The organism is Actinomadura sp., from assembly GCF_044508335.1.
Lineage (GTDB): Bacteria > Actinomycetota > Actinomycetes > Streptosporangiales > Streptosporangiaceae > Spirillospora.
Genome location: NZ_JBIQHY010000157.1, coordinates 1 through 14,637 on the forward strand (window position 1 = coordinate 1; position 14,637 = coordinate 14,637).

General features: G+C 75.1%; 16 protein-coding genes. 7 read left to right on the top strand and 9 right to left on the bottom strand.

Annotation, left to right across the window (positions count from 1 at the left end):
• Both ACIWVC_RS31870 and ACIWVC_RS31875 read left to right on the top strand, forming a co-directional pair.
• On the top strand, positions 1-187 hold a 187-nt coding region (locus ACIWVC_RS31870), incomplete at its 5' end, for a hypothetical protein (protein WP_396454970.1).
• 81 nt (positions 188-268) lie between these two features.
• Positions 269-769 carry a hypothetical protein gene (locus ACIWVC_RS31875; protein WP_396447662.1) on the top strand — a complete coding sequence of 167 codons (501 nt, stop codon included), beginning with the start codon at positions 269-271 and terminating at the stop codon, positions 767-769.
• Here the strand turns inward: ACIWVC_RS31875 and ACIWVC_RS31880 are convergent.
• The gene (locus ACIWVC_RS31880; RefSeq protein WP_396447663.1) at positions 703-1,452 is read right to left on the bottom strand and encodes a glycerophosphodiester phosphodiesterase; all 750 of its coding nucleotides are present in this window, start codon (positions 1,450-1,452) and stop codon (positions 703-705) included. The genes ACIWVC_RS31875 and ACIWVC_RS31880 overlap by 67 nt on opposite strands.
• On the bottom strand, positions 1,449-2,150 hold the full coding sequence (gene ispD / locus ACIWVC_RS31885) for a 2-C-methyl-D-erythritol 4-phosphate cytidylyltransferase (protein ID WP_396454971.1): 702 nt from the start codon (positions 2,148-2,150) through the stop codon (positions 1,449-1,451). Before ispD ends, ACIWVC_RS31880 begins: the two co-directional genes overlap by 4 nt.
• 266 nt (positions 2,151-2,416) lie before the next feature.
• Here ispD and ACIWVC_RS31890 point away from each other — a divergent pair, with 266 nt between their 5' ends.
• From ACIWVC_RS31890 to ACIWVC_RS31905, 4 genes are read left to right on the top strand one after another with little or no spacing between them, the layout of a single operon-like run.
• Positions 2,417-3,148 carry a sugar phosphate nucleotidyltransferase gene (locus ACIWVC_RS31890; RefSeq protein ID WP_396454972.1) on the top strand — a complete coding sequence of 244 codons (732 nt, stop codon included), beginning with the start codon at positions 2,417-2,419 and terminating at the stop codon, positions 3,146-3,148.
• 38 nt (positions 3,149-3,186) lie between these two features.
• A complete protein-coding gene (locus ACIWVC_RS31895; protein ID WP_396447666.1) occupies positions 3,187-4,260 on the top strand; it encodes an iron-containing alcohol dehydrogenase family protein in 1,074 nt (357 codons plus the stop codon).
• On the top strand, positions 4,250-5,098 hold the full coding sequence (locus tag ACIWVC_RS31900; RefSeq protein WP_396447667.1) for a CDP-alcohol phosphatidyltransferase family protein: 849 nt from the start codon (positions 4,250-4,252) through the stop codon (positions 5,096-5,098). The genes ACIWVC_RS31895 and ACIWVC_RS31900 overlap by 11 nt, the downstream gene beginning before the upstream one ends.
• A gap of 23 nt (positions 5,099-5,121) precedes the next feature.
• Positions 5,122-5,976: a glycosyltransferase family 2 protein gene (locus ACIWVC_RS31905; protein ID WP_396454976.1), complete on the top strand. Its 855-nt coding sequence runs from the start codon at positions 5,122-5,124 to the stop codon at positions 5,974-5,976.
• 14 nt (positions 5,977-5,990) lie between these two features.
• Here ACIWVC_RS31905 and ACIWVC_RS31910 read toward each other — a convergent pair whose 3' ends face one another.
• From ACIWVC_RS31910 to ACIWVC_RS31940, 7 genes are all read right to left on the bottom strand, one after another.
• Positions 5,991-6,629, bottom strand: a complete 639-nt coding sequence (locus ACIWVC_RS31910; RefSeq protein ID WP_396447668.1) for a TetR/AcrR family transcriptional regulator — start codon at positions 6,627-6,629, stop codon at positions 5,991-5,993.
• A gap of 63 nt (positions 6,630-6,692) precedes the next feature.
• Complete coding sequence (locus ACIWVC_RS31915) at positions 6,693-7,397, bottom strand: MBL fold metallo-hydrolase (protein WP_396447669.1); 705 nt, start codon at positions 7,395-7,397, stop codon at positions 6,693-6,695.
• An 85-nt stretch (positions 7,398-7,482) separates the two neighbouring features.
• The gene (locus ACIWVC_RS31920; RefSeq protein WP_396454973.1) at positions 7,483-9,993 is read right to left on the bottom strand and encodes a HelD family protein; all 2,511 of its coding nucleotides are present in this window, start codon (positions 9,991-9,993) and stop codon (positions 7,483-7,485) included.
• A 91-nt stretch (positions 9,994-10,084) separates the two neighbouring features.
• Positions 10,085-10,714 carry an SDR family NAD(P)-dependent oxidoreductase gene (locus tag ACIWVC_RS31925; protein WP_396454974.1) on the bottom strand — a complete coding sequence of 210 codons (630 nt, stop codon included), beginning with the start codon at positions 10,712-10,714 and terminating at the stop codon, positions 10,085-10,087.
• Positions 10,711-11,445 (bottom strand): acetoacetate decarboxylase family protein, encoded by a 735-nt coding sequence (locus ACIWVC_RS31930; protein ID WP_396447672.1) that lies wholly within the window; start codon positions 11,443-11,445, stop codon positions 10,711-10,713. The genes ACIWVC_RS31925 and ACIWVC_RS31930 overlap by 4 nt, the downstream gene beginning before the upstream one ends.
• A 51-nt stretch (positions 11,446-11,496) precedes the next feature.
• Positions 11,497-11,994, bottom strand: coding sequence for an SRPBCC family protein (locus tag ACIWVC_RS31935; protein ID WP_396447673.1), 498 nt, complete (start codon positions 11,992-11,994; stop codon positions 11,497-11,499).
• 32 nt (positions 11,995-12,026) lie between these two features.
• Entirely contained in the window at positions 12,027-12,623 is a 597-nt protein-coding gene (locus ACIWVC_RS31940; RefSeq protein WP_396447674.1) for an HD domain-containing protein, read from the bottom strand.
• A 135-nt stretch (positions 12,624-12,758) separates the two neighbouring features.
• Here ACIWVC_RS31940 and ACIWVC_RS31945 point away from each other — a divergent pair, with 135 nt between their 5' ends.
• Positions 12,759-14,633: a PQQ-binding-like beta-propeller repeat protein gene (locus ACIWVC_RS31945; RefSeq protein ID WP_396454975.1), complete on the top strand. Its 1,875-nt coding sequence runs from the start codon at positions 12,759-12,761 to the stop codon at positions 14,631-14,633.
• The last annotated feature ends 4 nt before the right edge of the window (positions 14,634-14,637 follow it).

The window sequence follows — 14,637 nt, forward strand, 5'->3', positions numbered from 1 at the left end:
CCCGCCGCCCGCGCAGCCCGCGGCGCCGCCCGCGCAGCCCGCCGCGCCGAACCCGCCTCCGCTCCCGCCCGCGTCCCCGGCGGCGCCGCCCGCGCAGGAGAAGAAGGCCGAGCCGTCCATCGACAGCGAGGACGACGACGGCCCCGGCGAGTGGACGCGCATGTACGGCGGCGACCGTCCGAAGTGATCGATACCGGGACGTGATCATCCCGGTATGCGGCTTCTGTACGTTGAGCGGGCTCTCGACGCCGACCGACAGGAGCCGACCATGAACCTCGCCGCCCGGCACGCGCTCGGCGCGCTCGCGGGGGTGGTCGCCGCCCCGCTGATCGCCGGCTGCCTCGCCTACAGCGTCGACAGGCTGCGCAGGTCGGTCGCCGGCGGTCTCGGCGCGAGCATCGACGGCGCCTCCGTGTCGCCCGACTGGACGGCGTTCGCGGTGCTGCTGGCGGGCGCGGCCGTGATCGGCCTGGTGGTGACCGCCCGGCTCTCCGCGCTCGCCTCGCTCATCCCCGGCGTCCTCATGACCGCGGTCGGGGTGCTGTGGGTCACGAAGACCCTGTGGATGGTCCAGCACGGCACGCCGGACATCGTGCCGGACGACTTCTTCATCGGGTACACGAACATGGCCGCCAACGGGACCTTCACGATCATCGGGGTGGCGCTCGTCGTGGCCTCCCTGCCGCCCGGCCGCTGGCGCGGTCAGACGGCGGCGAGGACGCCGGGGACGTCGTTGACGACCAGCGCGTCGAAGCCGGCCTCCGCGTAGGTCGGCGCCGCCTCCGCCGACGGGCACCAGGCGATCGTCTCCAGACCCGCCTTGTGCGCGACGTCCACGCAGTGCTCCAGCGGGCGCAGCCGTGTGTCGGGGTGGTCGACCCCGCAGGACCCGGTGTGCACGGCGACGACGTCCAGGCCGAGCCCGGCGGCGGCCGGGACGGCGTGCCACAGCGGGAACCGCAGCCACGTCAGCAGCCCCACCGGGACGCCCGGCAGCTCGCCCTTCAGGAACGTCAGCAGCGACGGGTCGAACGACGTGACGAGCAGCCGCCGCCGCTGCGCCTCCCGCCGCAGCACCGGCAGGAGCAGCGCGCCGGTGCGGCGGGACGGCTCGTCCAGCGCGTCCTCCAGCACCGTCTTGACGTCCACGTCGACGGCGACGTCCGGCGGCAGCGCGTCGAAGACGTCGGCCAGCAGGGGCAGGCCGCTCGCCGTGGCGGGCAGGTCGACCAGGTGGTCGCCGTCCACCGTCGTCGGGTCGTGCCGCAGGACGAGGTGGTCGTCGGCGGTGCGCGTCACGTCGATCTCGACCCAGGACAGGCCCGCGTCGACGGCGGCGAGCAGCGACGGCAGCGTGTTCTCGGAGACGGGCGCCGCGGCCCCGGGAGGCGTGAGGTCGCCGGACCCGTACCCGCGGTGCCCGATGACCGTGGGGGAGTTCTCGAAGATCAAGGCTTCACCTCTGCGGCGAGATGTTCGGCGACGACGGCGTCGAGGGGATGGGTGACCTTGAGGTTGCGCTCGCTGCCCTCGACGACGCGGATGGGGACGTCCGGCAGGTAGTGGTGCACGATCCCGCAGTCGTCGGTGGCGCGCAGGCCCGGGTCGGCCAGCGCCAGCTCGTACGCCTTCCGGATGGTGCCGAGCCGGAAGCCCTGCGGGGTCTGGAAGCGGCTCAGCGTCTCGCGCGGCGGCATCGAGGCGACCACGCCGTCCCGCACCACCACGACCGTGTCGGACGAGGGGACGCCCACGGCGACCGCCTCGCAGTCGTCGAGCGCGTCCAGCACGCGGTCGATGACGGGGGCGTCCACGAACGGGCGGGCCGCGTCGTGGAAGAGGACGCGGACGTCGTCTGGGCGCCCGTCCAGCACCCGCAGCGCCGCGGCCGTCGACGCGGTGCGCGTGTCGCCGCCCTCGACCACGGCGGCCGCCTTGCGGAACGGGGCGGCGATCGCGGCCGCGTCGCGCAGGTGCCCGGCCGCCATCACGACGACGACCTCGCCGATGCCGGGGTGCGCGTCGAACGCGCCGATCGCGTGCGCCAGGATGGGCCGCCCGCCGACCTCCATGAGCTGCTTGGGGCGCCCCGCGCCCATGCGCGCGCCGACCCCGCCGGCGAGCACCACCGCAACCGTCCGCGCCGCCATGTCTCCCCAGTCTTCCCGGCATCCCGGCCACGCTCAACGTACCGGACGGCTCCCGGGCGGGGCGCGGGCGAACCGGCTCGCACCGCCCGAACGCGCGGGATCGAGTATGGTTACCTCGCCGTGTCGGGGTCCGCGCAGACGGTGCAGGCGCCGCGCCACCACGGCGGCACCGTCCGCCCCGCGATGGGCCCGGCTCGTTCGCGTGTGCCGCGCCGACCGTTTACCTTGCGGGCACGGATCACGTTCGACCTGAGGAAAGAGGAAGCATGATCGGCATGGTGCTGGCGGCGGGTGCGGGCCGGAGGCTGCGGCCCTACACCGACACCCTCCCCAAGGCCCTGGTCCCGGTGGACGGCGAGACCACGATCCTGGACATCGCCCTCCGCAACCTCGCCGAGGTCGGGCTGACCGACGTCGTCATCGTCGTCGGCTACCGCGCCGGCGCCGTGGAGGAGCGCAAGGCCGCCCTCGAGGAGAAGTACGGCGTGCGCATCACGCTGGTTCACAACGACAAGGCCGAGGAGTGGAACAACGCCTACTCCATGTGGCTCGCCCGGGAGCACTTCTCCAAGGGCGTCCTCATGGTCAACGGCGACACGGTCCACCCGGTGAGCGTGGAGAAGACGCTGCTGGCGAACCGCGGGCCCGACATCCTCCTCGCCGTGGACGACGTGAAGAAGCTCGCCGACGAGGAGATGAAGGTCATCCTCGACGGCGAGGGCCACCTGAAGACCATCACCAAGCTGATGGACCCGTCCGCCGCCGGCGGCGAGTACATCGGCGCCACCCTGATCGAGCCCGCCGCCGCCGAGCCGCTGGCCGACGCGCTCAAGGCCACCTGGGAGCGCGACCCCGACCTCTACTACGAGGACGGCTACCAGGAGCACGTGAACCGCGGCGGCCGCATCGGCGTCGCGCCGATCGGCGAGGTCGACTGGGTCGAGGTCGACAACCACGACGACCTGGAGAAGGCCCGGCGGATCGCCAAGGGCTACTGACCGCCGGACCCCGGGCGCTCCACCGAGCGAGGAGGCACATGCCCCTGCTGACGCGGATGCTGAACGCGCCGCTCTCCATCGACGTGCGGCGCGGCGCCGTCGCCGCCCTCGGCGACCTGCTCGCCGACAAGCGGATCGCCACCGAGGGACGGGTGGCGATCGCGGTCGGCCCGGGCCAGGGCGACCAGATCGCCGAGCAGGTCCGCCCGTCCCTGTCGGCCTGCGACGTGTTCCAGGTCGAGGGCGGCACCGTGGACGCGGCCGTCGCGCTGGCCGCCAAGCTGCGCGCCGGGTCCTACGAGGCCGTCGTCGGGATCGGCGGCGGCCGGACGATCGACGCCACCAAGTACGCGGCGACGCTGTCGGGCATACCGATGGTGTCGGTCGCGACGAACCTGTCCCACGACGGGATCTGCTCCCCGGTCGCCTCGCTCGTGCACGACAGCGGCAAGGGCTCGTTCGGCGTCGTGATGCCGCTCGCGATGATCGTCGACCTGGACTACGTGCACGCCGCGCCGGGACGGCTCATCCGCGCCGGGATCGGCGACGTGCTGAGCAACTTCTCGGCGGTGGACGACTGGGTGCTCGCGTCCGAGCAGTGCGGCGAGCGGATCGACCGGATGGCGCTGACCGTGGCGCGCACCGCCGCCGAGGCGCTGCTGCACCTGCCCGGCTCGATCGAGGACGACCGGTTCCTCACCGTCCTCGCCGAGAGCCTGGTCCTGTCCGGGATGTCGATGGCGTTCGCCGGCGACTCCCGCCCGGCCAGCGGCGGCGACCACGAGATCCTGCACGCCATCGACCAGCTCTACCCGGACACGGCCAACCACGGCGAGCTGGCGGGGATCGGCGCGGCGTTCTGCTACCACCTGCGCGCCACCCGCCTCGGGGCCGGCGGCGAGCGGCTGGCGGAGATCCTCGACTGCCTGGGCCGGCACGGGCTGCCCCGCCTGCCCGGCGACATCGGGCTGTCCGCCGAGCAGTTCACCGAGGCGGTGCTGTTCGCGCCGCAGACCCGGCCCGGCCGCTACACCATCTTGGAATACCTCAATCTCGACAAGGGCGAGGCCCGCAAGGCGGTGGATGAGTATGTCCAGGCCCATGGAGGCTGAGATCCCCGGGCACTCCGCGGAGTCGCCCGGGGACGACCACCGCCCGCACCGCAAGGGCGCGAAGGTCGCCGACGTCCGCCGGTACGGGCAGCCGCCCGGCCTGAAGGACCGGCGCAACGAGGAGCACTGGGCCGGCCGCCTCTACATGCGGGACGTGTCCCCGTACTTCGCGTGGCTCGCGCTGCGCCTCGGGTTCAGCCCGAACCAGCTCACCTACCTGATGATGGCGAGCGGCGTCCTCGCCGGCCTGGTCGTGTCGCTGCCCGCGGACCCGCTGTGGACGGCGCTCGGCGGCGCCGTGCTCGTCCAGGTCTACCTGCTGCTCGACTGCGTGGACGGCGAGGTCGCCCGGTACCTGCGGCAGACGTCGGTGGCCGGGGTGTTCCTCGACCGCATCGGCCACTACCTGTCGGAGATCTCCCTGCTCGCCGGGCTCGGCTTCATGGCGCAGGGCGGCTGGCGGAACGGCGGCTGGGTGGAGCTCGGCCTCGTCGCCGCGCTCGGCGCCGCGCTGATCAAGGCGGAGACCGACAACGTCGTGGTCGCCCGCGCCAAGTCGGGGCTGCCCGCCGACCCGTCCGGCGGCGACCGGGCGCTGCGGCCCCGCTCCACCCGCATCGCGCTGGCCCGCCAGGCCGCGTCGATGCTGCGCTTCCACCGGATCATCGGGGCCGTCGAGCTGTCGCTGCTCATCCTCGCGGCCGCCGTGGCCGACGCCGTCCTCGGCGCCGACGGTCCGGTCGCGGTCCGCGTCCTGACGGTCGCGGTGGCCGCGGTCGCCGTCGTGCAGACCCTGCTCCACCTGGTCAGCATCCTGGCCTCCCGGAGGCTGAAGTGAAGCTCAGCGTCGTCGTCCTGACCATGGGGAACCGGCCGGAGGAGCTGGCCCGCGCCGTCCGCAGCGCCCTGGAGCAGGAGCACGTGGACGTCGAGGTCGTGCTCGTCGGCAACGGCGTCGACCCGGTCGGCGACCGCGCGGACGCGGCGCCGTTCGACGACGAGCGCGTGAAGACGCTGAGCCTCCCGACGAACCTGGGCATCCCGGGCGGGCGGAACCGGGGCGTGGAGGCGTCCTGCGGCGATGTGATCCTCTTCCTGGACGACGACGGCTGGTACGGCTCCACCGGCCTCGGCGCCCGCCTGCGCGACCGGTTCTCCGCCGAGCCCGACCTCGGCGTCGTGTCGTTCCGCGTCCGCGACCCCGAGGGCGGGCGCGGCGAGCGGCGGCACGTGCCGCGGCTGCGGGCCGGCGACCCGGAGCGCTCGTCCGCCGTCACGACGTTCCTCGGCGGGGCCTGCGCGATCCGCCGCGCCGCGTTCGACGCCGGCGGCGGCCTCCCCGAGGACTTCTTCTACGCCCACGAGGAGACCGACCTCGCGTGGCGGATCCTCGACGCCGGGTACCGCATCGTCTACGACGCGTCCGCGGTCATGTTCCACCCGGCCGTCCTGCCGACGCGGCACGAGATGTTCTACCGCTACAACGCCCGCAACCGCGTCTGGCTGGCGCGCCGCAACCTCCCGTGGCCCCTGGCCTTCACGTACGTGGCCGTGTGGGTCGGCATGACGGTGCTCCGCGAGCGCAGGCCGAGCGCCCTCAAGCCGTGGTTCAAGGGCTTCCTGGAGGGATGGCGCAAGCCCGCCGGGCCCCGCCGCCCCATCTCCTACCGCACCGCCTGGCGCATGACGAGGACGGGCCGTCCCCCCATCATCTAGGGCGGGGCGCCCGTCTAGGGCGTGCGCACCGCCGCGAGGATCAGATGGGTCAGCTCGGCGATGATGTCGTCGAGCGGGATGTCCTGGTCGCGGGCGGACCAGTGGTGGACGAGGTTGTTCACCGCCCCGATCACCGCGATCATCGTGAGGCGGTAGTCGCGGTCGACGGCCTCGCCGCGCTCGACCGCCTCCCGCGCCATCGTGGTCAGCGTGTCCTCCCACCGGCCGCGCCACCGGAAGCGGTGCTGCTCCAGGCTGGCGCTGACCCCGATGACCTCGACGAACGCGATGCGGGCCCAGCGCGGGTCGCTCGCGGTGACGGTGACGAACGCGCGGACGGCGCTCTCGACGCGGGTGCCGAGGTCGGCGTCCGCGGCCTCGGCGTAGGCGGCGGCGAGCGCCTCCGCCGCGCGCTGGTTGATGCTGCTGTGCAGGGCGGTGAGGAGTTCCTCGCGCCCGGTGAACTCCTCGTAGAAGTTGCGGGTCGACACGCTCGCCGTCGCGCACAGCCGCTCGATGGAGGTGGCCGCGTAGCCGCGCGTGCCGAACAGTTCGAGCCCGGCGGCCAGCAGCCGCTCACGCCGCTCCGCGCGGCGCTCCTCCGCCGACCGGCCGCCGTAGCTGCGCCTGGGTGCGGGATTCCGGCCGCTCATCGATCTCCGTTCACCCGTGCGAAAGGGGGCAGCGTCAGCCTAACCCGCGCGGACGGGCAGGTATCACTCGCGCGCGGCCTCCCGCAGCCGGGCGGCGGCGTCCTCGGTGACGGGTTCGCCGTGCCCGAAGCAGGCGATCTCGGTGTCGAGCGCGGCGAGCCGGGTGAACGTCTCCGCGGCGAGCGGCGGGTCGACGTTGAAGACGCCCAGGATGACCCGGCCGTCGTCCAGCCGGGCGACGGTGTCCCCGGTGAACAGGACCCGCTCCTCGGGCACGTGGATCGCGACGCTGCCGGGCGTGTGGCCGGGCGCGGAGACGGCGACGGCCGGGGTGCCGCCGAGGTCGATGAGGTCGCCGTCGTCGAGTTCGCGGTCCACCCGGACCGGCGCCGGCGGGGGGAAGCCGGCGAGGGCGGCCTGGCTCTGCTCGAAGATGGGCCGCTCCCAGTCGAGCACCTGCGGCGGCGGCCCCGCGGCGTCGCCGCGGATGAACGGCGCGTCCGCGCGGTGGGCGAGCACCTCGACGTCGCCCCAGGCCGCGACGTCGGCGGCGGACCCCACATGGTCCTCGTGGAAGTGCGTGAGGATGAGCCGGCGCAGTTCCCCGGGGCGCCGGCCGAGCGAGCGGACGGCGTCGGCGATCATCGGCGCCGACCCGGGGAGCCCGCTGTCGATCAGCGTCAGCCCGTCCGCCGCCTCCCACAGGTAGGCGTGCCCGATGGGGAAGCGGATCTGGTGCAGATGCGGGTGCAGTCGGATGACGTCCATGGCGCCGACGTTAAGGACGGGTCTCGCGCGAGCCCGCGTTTCTCTGCCCTGGGCAGATCAGCGGTGGGCGTAACCCGGCCGGCGGTCAGTCGTTCAGCAGGATGTCGCGCCATTCGGGGTCGGCGGTGAGCACGGTCAGCCGCTGCGTCGCCCGGGACACCGCCACGTAGAGGACGCGCAGCCCGCGCGGCGACTGCGCGGCGACGGTCTCGGGCGCCACGATCACGGCCGCGTCGAACTCCAGCCCCTTGGCTTCGAGGACGTCCAGCACCTGCACCCGCTCCGGCAGCCCCTCTCCGAGCCGCAGGCGGTCGGCCTCCGTCCACGCCACCGTTCCCTCGCCCGCGCCGGGCGCGGCGGCGGGGGCGTCGAAGAGGGAGGTCTGCCCGGCGGCGGGCGGCGGGGGCGACCCGGACGCGGTGCAGGGCTCGTCCGACGCCATGGGGACGATCACGCCGATGGTGCCTTCGACCTGGCCGAGGAGTTCCTCCGTCGCCTCGCGGGCGGCGGTGAGGTGGTCGGGTCCGGGGACGACGCGGACGACCGGGTCGATCCCGGAGGTGCGCACGGCGCGGGCCGGGCGGGCCTCGGGGAGGGCGCGGACGAGGACGCGGGCCGACACGGCCGCGATCTCGGTGGAGTTGCGGTAGTTCGTGGTGAGCTCGTACTCGTGCCGGGTGCGGGGCGCGGCCTTGCGGCCGCGGCGGCGGCCCCGGGACGGCTTGCCGCCGCCGAGAGCGGCCTCCATGGCCTGCCGGGCGGCGTCGAGGTCCTCCCAGGCGCTCTGGGCCGGGTCCTCCACGATCGTCCAGCTCGCCTGGCGGCCGCGGCGGCCGAGCATGCGCCACTGCATGGGGGACAGGTCCTGCGCCTCGTCGACGACGATGTGCGCGTACTCGGGGCGCTCCTCGACGACGCCGTCGTCCACGCGCCGGGAGCGTTCGAGGCGCTCGATGGACGTGGTCAGCTCCTGCATCTCCGGCTCCCACGTCTCGTCCGCGACCTCCTCGCCGGTGAGGATGTTGACGCCGTCCACGACGAACGGGTCGTCCTCGGACGGCGCCCCGCGGCGGCGGGACGGGCGGGGCGGCGAGCCGAGCAGCGCGTCGAGCTCGTCCAGGAGCGCGATGTCCTGGTAGCTGAGCGGGGCGCCCTCGGCCCAGGACGCGGCGAGCGGCTCGATGTCGGCGCGGTCGAGGTCGCGGCCGGCGGCGCGGCGCAGCCGGGCCGGGTCGCCGAGCGAGCGCAGGACGTCCAGCGGGCGGCGGATCGGCCACCAGGCGACCAGGAAGTCGGTGAAGGCGCGCTGCTCCCGGACGCGCGCGTCGAACTGGGCGCGCTTCGGGTCGCCGTTCTGCCGCCCCCGTGCGGCGGGCTCCTCGTCGAGGGAGGCGAGGCCGTCGGCGGCCAGGATCGCGTTCCACAGCCCCGTCTCGGCGCTCTCCTCGGCCTCGGCCGCCTCGGCTCCGCCGACGTCCTCGAAACGGCGCCAGAGGGCGTCCAGGAGCATCTCGGCGGCACGGCCGCGGGCCGCGTTCACGCTGCCTCGGCTGCGCCGGTGCAGGTCGTTCCTGATCCGGTCGAGGCGGGCGCGGTCGAGGGCGACGACGACGCCCTTGAACACCACGCGCAGCTCGTCGGGCGCGCCGGGCGGGTGGTCGGCGACGGCGCGGCGCAGCACCGGGACCATCGCGTCCGCGCCCTTGACGCGGGCGAGCCGCGGCGGGTCGTGGACGGTCGCGGTCGCGCCGTCCACCAGGTCGCCGAGCGAGCGCAGCGTCGCCGAGCCCTCGCCGAGCGACGGCAGCACCCGCTCGATGTAGGCGGTGAACCGGCGGTTCGGGCCGACGACGAGGACGCCGCGCGACCCGAACCGGCGGCGGTGCCGGAACAGCAGGTACGCGACGCGGTGCAGCGCGACGGCCGTCTTGCCGGTGCCGGGGGCGCCGCGCACCAGGACCGTGCCGTCGGCGGGCGCGCGGATCACCTCGTCCTGCTCCCGCTGGATCGTCGCGACGATGTCGCGCATCGCGCCCTCGCGGGTGCGGGCGAGGGAGGCGAGGAACGCGCCGTCGCCGACGATCGTCAGGCCGTCCGCCGCGTCCGGGTCGAGGAGGTCGTCCTCCAGGTCGACGACCGTGTGCCCGCGCGAGTGCAGGACGCGGCGGCGGACGACGCCGCGCGGGTCCTCCGGGGTGGCGCGGTAGAAGTCCTCGGCGGCCGGGGCCCGCCAGTCGATGACGAGGGAGTCGTGCTCGCTGGTCCGCACGCCGATGCGCCCGATGTAGCGGACCTCCCGGGTCGCCTGCTCGCCGGGGGCCAGGTCGAGCCGGCCGAACACCAGGCCGTCGTCGGCGACGTCGAGGGCCTGCATGCGCAGCGCCGCCTGGTGGACCATCGCGTCCCGGTCCACCAGCGAGCCCTTGGTGCCCGCCAGCGACTGCCGGTAGCCCTCGCGGATCATGGCCTGGGCGTCGGCGCGCATCTCCTCCAGCCGCGCGTAGGCGACGTCGACGTAGCGCTGCTCGGCGGCGATCTCCTGATCCTTCACCGTGCCGCCGGAACCGGCCGGTGGCCCGGTGACCTGGGACGACATGCAGGCTGCTCCTCGCACGTGTGTCGCGCCGGGGACGTCCCCCGGCGCCCCGAAGGGGCGAAGGAGACAGCTTATGCGGTCGGCCCCCGGTTCAGCGCGGCGCGGCCGCCCGGGCGAACGGCAGGCGGCCGCGCCGCGGACGGACGTGCAGGTCGCCGGCCGGGCGCGCGAACGAGCGGTCCAGCGCGTCGAGGACGAGCCGGGCCGGCGTCTCCCCGTCGAGGTGGACGCAGCGGATCGTCACCCCGCGCCCGCCGTGCTCCCGGAAGAGCGCCCCGGCGTACGCGGCCACGGCCCCGGACGCGGCGGCCGCCGCGCCGGGCTCCGGGGGCGGCGCGCAGAGGACCAGCTCCCCGGCGCCGCGCTCCAGCATCCCCGGCAGCGTGGCGCGCACGATGTGCATGGTGCCGAGCACATCGGTGCTGAGAACGTGTTGCACTTCGGCGGGCGGCTGCTCCAGCACGGGCGCGGCCGGCGCGATCACGGCGGCGTGCACGACCCGGTGGACGGGGCCGATCACCGCCAGCACGTCCAGGACGGCCTTGGGGTCGGTGACGTCGCAGGTGCGCACGTGCATGTTCGGCGAGCGCAGCGCCGTCTCCGCCAGGCCCGCCTCGTCGATGTCCACCGCGACGACGTCCCACGCCGCCGCGGCGAGCCGCCGTGCGGCCAGGGCGCCGATCCCGCCGGCCGCTCCCGTGACCAGCGCCGTCCGCCTCACCGGCGCACCTCCTCGGCGCCGTCGAAGACCATCCGCAGGTGCCCGACCGTGCTGCTGCTCAGCGCCCTGGCGCGGTCGAGGCCCAGCCCGCGCAGCTCCTCCGCCACCGGGTGGTCGCCCAGGACGACCTTCGCCCCGCCCGGCCGCGTCCGGACGTCGGACGGCGTCAGCGTCCACGGCGTCCGGCGGGTGACGCCGTCCATGCACGAGTAGGCGTCGAGCTTCGGCGCGGCGGTGCCGCCCGGCATGGGCACGCCCGGCTTCACCGCCACCTCGATCGCCGTGTGCCCGCCGAACCGCACGGCGCACCGCTTCACGCGCCCGGCCAGGTCCATCGGGATGTCGGCGATCTCCTTGGGGAACCCCCAGATCGTCCGCCCGGCCTCCAGCGTGAACTCCTGGTTCACCGGCAGCCAGTGGATGAACGCCCCGACGCCGCGCAGCCGCCCGAGCGGCCCGGCCGGGTCGGCGCCGGGCGGCCGCACCAGGAACGCGACGGCGAACTCGTGGTACGGGCCGAGGTCCCCGTCCGCGTACCGGACGAAGGCGAGCGAGCAGATCGCCCGCCCGGGCAGCGGCTCGGCGACCTCCAGCCCGGAGTAGGCGATGACGGCCCGGGCGGCGCGGGCGGGCACGGCGAACATCGCCGACGCCACGGCGGCGTCCCGGATCCGCACCGGGAGGGCGACCCGTTCGCCCTGGACGGCATGCGCTTGCACGGTGCTTGTCACACCGCTTAGTAGAACAGGTTCTCGTTTTGCTGCCAAGGACCGGGGGCGGGGTCAGCCCGCCTCGACGGCCGTCCGGATGCGGTCGAGGGTGGCGCGCATGCCCGCGCGGTTCACCGCGGCGCGCCGCTCCGCCGGGACGCCGGTGAAGACCTTGCCGAGGACCGAGACGATCTTCGCGCTGCGGCCCTCGCGGCGCAGGTCCTCCCAGTACTCGGTGAGCCGCGTCCGCGGCGCGGACGGGTCGTCCGACACGTCCTCGACGCGGTAGCCCCACAGCGCGACCGGCATCCCGAAGCTCGACACCCGGAATGCGAACGCCTTGCCCGGCACGGCCGCGGTCACCCGGCACGTGGTGAACCACACGCGCCACCCGATCCGGTTGAAGCCGACGAACCTCGTGCCCTGCCCGACCGTCCGGCCGCGCACCCGGACGGCGAACACCTCGGGACTCCACTCGACCATCCGCCGCGGGTCGGCGACGGCCGCGTACACCTCGTCGGGACGCGCCGCGACGGCGACGCTCTCCTCGACCACCCACTCGCGTTCCATGCCCCCGATACTCCCATCTCATGACCATCCGGTCATAGCAGGTGGGCGTACTCCGTCCTCCAGGCGGCGTACCAGGCCCTGAACCAGGGGTGCGGTTCCGCCAGGGGCAGGATGTAGGTGAGGGTCTCGGCGTAGTACCGGCGCTGGAAGTCCGGCGGCATCCTGTGCAGCGTCTGGACGTTGCTCACGCGGTCGGCCAGCTTCACCTGGACGGCCTCCGGCGGGGCGTCGCCGAGCCGGCGCAGGTAGGCGGCCCTGGCGCCGCGCTTGGCCTGGCGTCCGCCGCCGGGCGCGGGCGGCTTGGTGACCCAGTCGACCAGCTCGGCGACCTCCGCGCCGAACTCGGCCTCCACGTCCGCCGGGGTCGCGGGCGTGTCCTCGACGACGTCGTGCAGGACCGCGGCGGTCAGCACGGCCGGAGCGGTCACTCCGGCCCCGCGCACCAGCACTTCGAGGGCCTCCAGCAGGTGCTCGACGTAGGGGGCGCCCGTGGGGCGCCTCTGGTCGCCGTGCCAGCGAAGGGCGGCGCCGACGGCCGCGCCCAGCACGTCCGTGTCGACCGGGGCGCCGGACGCGGCTATGTCCGCACGGGCCGTGTCCCAGCTGTGCCAGCGGGTGAAGACCTCCACGCTTCATCTCCGTTCTGTCGCGCCCGGCGTCCCTCACAAGGCATGGTGGGAGTCGTCTTTCAGGCACAGTACGCGGAAGGAGGCGGCGCGGTCGTGGTCGGGAGCCGGCAGCGGCCTGGTGGCCGACCGGAGTCCGTGGGCAGGGTCCGCGTCGCGCTCGGGCTCGCCTCCGCGACGGTCGCCGTGGTGCTGTGCGTCGTGCTCGTCGACCAGTACGTCCTGCGCGCCGAGTGGTGGCAGGTCCGGCACACCGTGACCGGCGAGCCCGTCACGCCGCAGCGCGAGGTGGGGCCGCCGCCCGGCCCGCTCGCGGTGAGCTGGGAGAGGACGACCCGGATGCGGCACGGCGCGGTCGGCGGCTACGACGGCGTCGCCTACCAGGTCGCGCAGGGGCAGGTCGTGACCGCGTCCGGGCACGGGCTGGAGGTGCGGGACGCGCGGACCGGCGGCGACCGCTGGAGCTACCGGCGGTCCGGGTGGACGCTGCTCGGCTGGACCTCCACCCGGTCCCGGATCGTCGCCTATTTCGAGCGGAACGGCGACCGGAGCGACCGGGTGCTCGTCGCGTTCGACGCGCTGTCGGGCGGGCTGCTGTGGCGGCGGGAGGGCGAGAGTCCCGCCGCGGTGTCCCGGACGACGCTGCGCTGGCCCGCCGGATCCGACATCGTCCTCACCACCGACGGCGGGCACCGCACGCTGTTCGGCGTCTCCGCGGTGACCGGCAACCGGATGTGGCGGCGCGCCCTGCCGCGCGGCTGCCGGCTGTTCGAGGGCGGCGCGCACCCGTCCGACGGCCGCGAGGACCTCGCCGCGTTCGGCATGGACTGCCGGGAGGGCGGGCGGCGCGACGGGCGGCGCCGCAGCCGGCTGCTCGCCGTCGACCCCGCGAAGGGCACCGTCCGCTGGGACGAGCGGCTCGGCTCCAAGGAGTCGCCCGAGGTCGCGATGCTGGACGGGGTGACGCTCGTCTCGGACGGCACGGCGCTGCGCGCGTTCGGCGAGGACGGCGACCAGTTCGGCGTCTGGAAGGGCGACGGCGTGTGCGGCGACCTCATGTGCCCGGGCGTGCTGACCACCGGGCGGCTCGTGGTCGTCTACCACCCGGAGGGCGCCGACGGCGCCCGGATGGAGGCGGTGGACGTGCCGTCCGGGCGCGTCGAATGGAGCCGCGACGTCCCCCCGTACGCGGCGCTCGCGCAGGCCGGCGGGCACGTGTTCGCGCTGCGGCCGCGGCTGTCGGAGGGGCTGCTGCCGGCCGGCGTCGACATCGTCGAGCCGGGCGACGGCCGCACCACGACCGCGCCGGCGCCGTTCTCGATGGACCCGGACCTGCCGGGCGCGCGGCCGTGGCTCGCGGCGGCGGGCGGGCTGCTGTACGCGGCCGTCCCGCAGGCGGCGCCCCGCCCGGACGGCGCGGCGCGGCTGCTCGCGCTGCGCGGCGGGCCGACCGGCGCCGGCCCCGCCGAACTCGGCGGCGTCCCCGTGGCGGCCTGGCCGGACGCGTGCTCGCTGCTCACCGAGACCGACCTGGTCGCGGCGCGGATGGACGGCTACAAGGCCGTGCCGAGCCGCGCGTCGGCCGGGCCGGTGCGGCTGCCGCGCCCGGTCTCCTGCACCTACGAGCCGCGCGGCGAGCGTGGCGAGCGCGGCGAGCGCAGGTCCGGGGAGGACGACGGCGAGGAGAGCCCGAAGCCCGGGCAGCCGAGTGTGCTGAAGTCGTCGGCGCGTCCGGCCGGGCCGGCCGTGCGGGGCCTCACCGTGAGCGTCCGCTGGGTGGCCGAGACCGGCGAGGCCGCCTCCCGCATGCTGGACGCCCTGCAGGCCACGCAGGCGCAGGCCCGGCCGCGCCGCGACATCGGCGGCGACGAGGCGTACGAGATCGGCCCGACCGCCGGGATGATCGCGCTGCGCGTCGGCCGGTACGTCGTGGTGGTGGAGGCGAACCGCCCGCCGGGGGCCGCCGCGCGCATCGCCCGGTCGGTCGCGTACCGGCTGCACCACCCGGCCTGACCGG